This is a genomic window from Microcoleus sp. A6-C6 (genome assembly GCF_036705955.1).
Lineage (GTDB): Bacteria > Cyanobacteriota > Cyanobacteriia > Cyanobacteriales > Microcoleaceae > Microcoleus.
Window position 1 is genome coordinate 1 of the sequence record NZ_JAUBVR010000153.1, and the last position, 4551, is coordinate 4551.

The 4551-nt window shown below is 48.3% G+C and carries 4 protein-coding genes; 1 reads left to right on the top strand and 3 read right to left on the bottom strand.

Features of this window, described 5'->3' with window-relative positions:
• Nucleotides 1-123: 123 nt before the first annotated feature.
• The 3 genes from QUB52_RS28640 to lysA form a co-directional block, all read right to left on the bottom strand.
• On the bottom strand, nt 124-870 hold the full coding sequence (locus tag QUB52_RS28640) for an isoprenyl transferase (RefSeq protein ID WP_332975621.1): 747 nt from the start codon (nt 868-870) through the stop codon (nt 124-126).
• Between the two features lie 20 nt (nt 871-890).
• Complete coding sequence (gene cdaA / locus QUB52_RS28645) at nt 891-1784, bottom strand: diadenylate cyclase CdaA (protein ID WP_265237446.1); 894 nt, start codon at nt 1782-1784, stop codon at nt 891-893.
• A gap of 288 nt (nt 1785-2072) precedes the next feature.
• A complete protein-coding gene (gene lysA, locus QUB52_RS28650; RefSeq protein ID WP_332975622.1) occupies nt 2073-3491 on the bottom strand; it encodes a diaminopimelate decarboxylase in 1419 nt (472 codons plus the stop codon).
• Between the two features lie 164 nt (nt 3492-3655).
• Between lysA and rimI the strand changes: the two genes are divergently transcribed.
• The gene (gene rimI / locus QUB52_RS28655) at nt 3656-4282 is read left to right on the top strand and encodes a ribosomal protein S18-alanine N-acetyltransferase (RefSeq protein WP_332975623.1); all 627 of its coding nucleotides are present in this window, start codon (nt 3656-3658) and stop codon (nt 4280-4282) included.
• Nucleotides 4283-4551 lie beyond the last annotated feature (269 nt).

Genomic DNA, 4551 nt, shown 5'->3' on the forward strand with positions numbered 1-4551 from the left:
CATGTCTAACTCTGGTTGAATAATCGATCACTCCCGATCACCAAAAAGCGATCAATTATTCAGCAAGCCCTAATTAGAAACCGGCAAATCAACCAAAAATCTAAAATCTAAAATCCAAAATCGTTACACTTTGCCAAATCGGCGGCTGCGCTGCTGATAATCAGACAAAGCGCGGTGAAACTCCGATCGATCAAAATCCGGCCACAGCGTCTCAGTAATGTAAATTTCCGCATAAGCCATTTGCCACAGCAAGAAATTGCTCAACCGCATTTCCCCACTCGTCCGAATCAGCAAATCCGGATCGCAAACATCAGCAGTATACAAATAGCGTTTAAATAAAACCTCATCAATCTCCTCCGGCTGCAACTTGCCTTCTTGTACCTGAGTGGCGATCGCCCGACAAGCCTGTACAATTTCCTGGCGGCCGCCATAATTCGTCGCCACCCGAAACAAAATCCCCCGATTGTGCTGAGTTGCCGTCACAGAACGCTCGATTTCCGCCTGCAAAGACTTCGGCAAAGCCTCCAAATTCCCCATAAATTGAATTTGCACATCCTCGTCAACCATCTCCCGCAATTCTTGTCGCAGCTTGCCCTCAAACAAACTCATCAAAAAATCCACCTCTCCCGCCGGCCGCCCCCAATTCTCCGTCGAAAAAGCATAGGCCGTTAAAGCTGGAATCCCCCAATCTTTGCAGCAGCGCAACAATTCTTTCAGGGCGCTAGCCCCCCGGCGGTGTCCCGCAATCCGCGGCAACCCCTTATTCTTAGCCCAGCGCCCATTGCCATCCATAATCACTGCTATGTGCTTAGGCAGTAGTTCTTTTTGTAGATCCGCAGGCAGCTTTTCCAAGCAAATTCCTTGACTCATGGTTTCTCCCGATTACCCGACTAACGGCGCAGTATCCGCTTTAACAGTGTCACTCCCTTCAATCCTATCTGCCGTCCGAAATTGCCGATCGGAATTGGAGCCACAACTCTTTCTCCCTCCGACGGAAACAGCTTTGCTTCCAGCAATTCCTTAAGTTTGCTGCTAGTCAAAGGTCGATTTAACATTCCCATATGCGCCAGAGAAATCGAACCCGTTTCCTCGGACACCACGACGCAGACGCAAGCTTGCACCCGTTCGGTAATCCCCATCGCCGCCCGGTGGCGGGTTCCCAACTGTCGCGACGCGCTGCGATCGGACAAAGGCAAAATTACCCCCGCCGACACGATCCGCGAAGCTCGAATCAAAACGGCACCATCGTGTAGCAAAGTTTGCGGCTGAAAGATTGTCTGCAACAATTCCTTAGAGATTTCAGCATTTAGCTTGACTCCCGGCACTGAAAAATCCCGATCGTCGATCGGAGAATCTGTTTCTACAATTAATAAAGCGCCCGTGCGGTTTTGCGAAAGTTCTTTTACTGCGTCCACAATTTCATCTATTACGCTGTCCGGTGCGGGAGTCGGTCGGCGATCGCGTCCAAACAATTGTCTAAATTCCCCCCGCCCTAATTGTTCCAGAAATCGGCGAAACTCCGACTGCAATATTACCGCCATTGCCACAGCAGAACCTGTCACCAGGCTGTTGAGGGCAACGTGTAACAGCCTCAATCCAGCCCAGTTGCTCAGTGCCGTCGCCAGCATCAAAATAATAAATCCCCGTACCATCCACAGCGTCCGGCGCTCCCCGACGATGACGAGCACCAAATACGCAAGCGTAAATACCAGTCCAATATCGATCGCCTGAACCAATAAGGACTCAACGAGGCCAAAGTTATAGCCAGATTGTTGATTGTTCATGGTTCATCGAACGCTACCGCCTGTGAACCGCGAACCGTGATGCACTCGAACCCGTGAACCATGAACAGTTGTTATTCCAATCGCGTGACTAAACAAGCCAAAAGTAAAAAGTTAAAAGACAACCATCAAGAAATCCCAATGAATTATCTTACTTTTTACTCTTTACTTTTTATTTTTTACTTCTTATACCATTTTTCTAAAGATGTGCTATTGATGAAGTCTTAGCCCCCCCTTACTAAGGGGGGGGTTGGGGGGGGTCATATCTAGCGCTACTTTATGAAATTGGTATTACTTTTGAGTTCCGAGTCGTGCCGGAAGGCGATCGAGCCTCAGCAAATCCTGGTAAGTTTCCCGCTGTAAAATCGTGTTAACTTCCCCATTTTTCACTAAAACCGCTGCCGGTCGGGGTACTCGGTTGTAGTTAGAAGACATACTGTAATTGTATGCTCCTGTAGCCGTAACCGCGAGAATATCTCCGGCCTGACATTCGGGCAATTTAGCATCTTTAATCAGAACATCGCCTGACTCGCAGTGTTTTCCAGCAATTGTCACTGTTTCCGTTAAGGGAGCGCGCATTTTGCCGGCTGCGAGGATTCGATACACTGATTGATAGGTAATAGGACGCGGATTGTCCGACATTCCGCCATCTACAGCTAAATACGTCCGCATTCCCGGAATTACTTTTTTAGAGCCTACGGTGTAAGCGGTGACGCAGGCTGTACCCACGAGCGATCGCCCCGGTTCGCAAAGTAATTTGGGTAATGGCAATTGCTGCCGATCGCAAGCTGCTACCACTGCGGTGCAAATTGTCCGAGCCCAATCATCAATGCTAGGAGGATCGTCCGTCTCAGTATAGCGAATGCCCAACCCGCCGCCAATATTAATTTCTGTGGCAGGCAAATCATAACTTTGTGCTTTTGTCAAGGCCTTAATTATGACCTCGGCTAAGTCGTCGTGGGGTTGCAGTTCAAAAATCTGAGAGCCGATGTGAGCGTGCACTCCTACACAATATAATGACGGCTGTTCGCTGATGAACTTAAAGACTCGATCGAGCGAATTGGGATCGAAGCCAAATTTACTATCGATTTGGCCGGTTTGAATATACTCGTGGGTGTGACACTCAATTCCCGGAGTAAACCTGACCATAACTCGTATCGGCCCACCTGTTTTACTGGTGACACCCAATTTTCCCAACTCCGAAAGAGTCTCTAAATCATGCCAATTGTCAGCTACGGTAATGCAGCCACTTTCGACAGCTAGCTGTAATTCCTCGCGGGACTTGTTGTTACCGTGGAAATAGATTTTGTCAGGGCTAACGCCAGCTTGTAGTGCAGTGTAGATTTCCCCTGCAGATACTACATCTATTCCTAAACCTTCCGAAGCTGCGATCGCGCAAACCGCCAAACAACTCCAAGCCTTAGAAGCATAGAGCACTTGAGTTTCGCCCGGATAGTAACGTGCAAAAGCATCCCTGTACTGGGTGCAAGCCGCCCGCAGCGTTTCTTCGTCTAAAATGTACAGTGGCGAGCCAAATTGCTCCACCAAAGCAGTCACTTCGCAGCCTCCGATTTCCAGCCGATCTCGGCTGTTAACGCGGGCTGTCAGCGGTAAAAGTTCTTGATTGGGCGATCGACTTGAGAAAGCCTCTTGAGACTCAGACAGGTACTGAAGTCCAGATTCCACCCTGAGAGATTGAGTAGATACCATCGGCGTAATAACTATCCTTAGTGATTATTGATTTTTCAGAAATCCTTAGCCGGCAGCGAACAGTCGCTGCTGTAGACTAATGTTTGGAGACTGATTAGCAATTACTCGACAATAGCAAAAAAAAACTAATCGCTACTTTGTTTTCTAGTGTACAATTTACTGCCGTGCGTTTTATAGAAATTAAACAGATCGCCGCCGAACACCTCAACAGTGCGGTCGAGCTCGATCGCCTTTGTTTTGGCGGACTTTGGACGCTCGAAGGCTACAGGCGCGAGTTAGGCAGTCCTAACAGCGATTTATTGGGTTTGTGGACATGGGAAACAGCAGACTGCGCCTCAGAAAGATTGGACAGCGAACACGAGCCTTTTGATATTTTCTCCCCTCAAAACCGGGCGGGCACCGGGGCACCGCCCCTACAGATTCCCCCAACTCTGATTGGTTTGGGTTGTTTGTGGGCAATTTTAGAAGAAGCTCACATTACCATTTTGGCGATCGATCCGCGATTTCAAGGTCGGGGTTTGGGACAAGCTCTGCTTTGGGCGTTGCTAAAATCGGCTTGTGACAGACAGTTAGAACGGGCTACTTTAGAAGTGCGATCGTCTAATTTAGCAGCAGTGGCGCTGTACAACAAATTTGGATTTAAAGAAGCAGGAAGGCGGAAAGGATATTACGAAGACACGGGAGAAGATGCTCTGGTGATGTGGCGCAGTGGCATGGAAAAACCGGAATTTAAGGAATATTTGGCGGTTGAGAAAGTGCAAATTTGCGATCGGCTGCGGCGGAATAAATGATAGCGGGCGATCGATAGTTTTGAGTTGTGAGCATCAGGCTCCAGAAACCGGGTTTTTTACGACAATACTTCGTTACAACCCCTAAACTAGGTAAAAAACCCGGTTTCTTTCGTAGGTAGAACTTACGGGGTTTAGAAACCGGGTTTTTACGACAATACTTCGTTACAACCCGTAGATTCGATAAAACCCGGTTGGGTGCATCTCACTTTGGCAAATACATCAAATTGAAAGTTGACCGTTGAGATAAGCACAGCGAAGAGAAAGGATAG

Excerpts from the sequence above, each read along its gene's own strand:
- QUB52_RS28640 (WP_332975621.1), bottom strand. The coding sequence starts at position 870 with ATGAGTCAAGGAATTTGCTTGGAAAAGCTGCCTGCGGATCTACAAAAA.
- cdaA (WP_265237446.1), bottom strand. The coding sequence starts at position 1,784 with ATGAACAATCAACAATCTGGCTATAACTTTGGCCTCGTTGAGTCCTTA.
- lysA (WP_332975622.1), bottom strand. The coding sequence starts at position 3,491 with ATGGTATCTACTCAATCTCTCAGGGTGGAATCTGGACTTCAGTACCTG.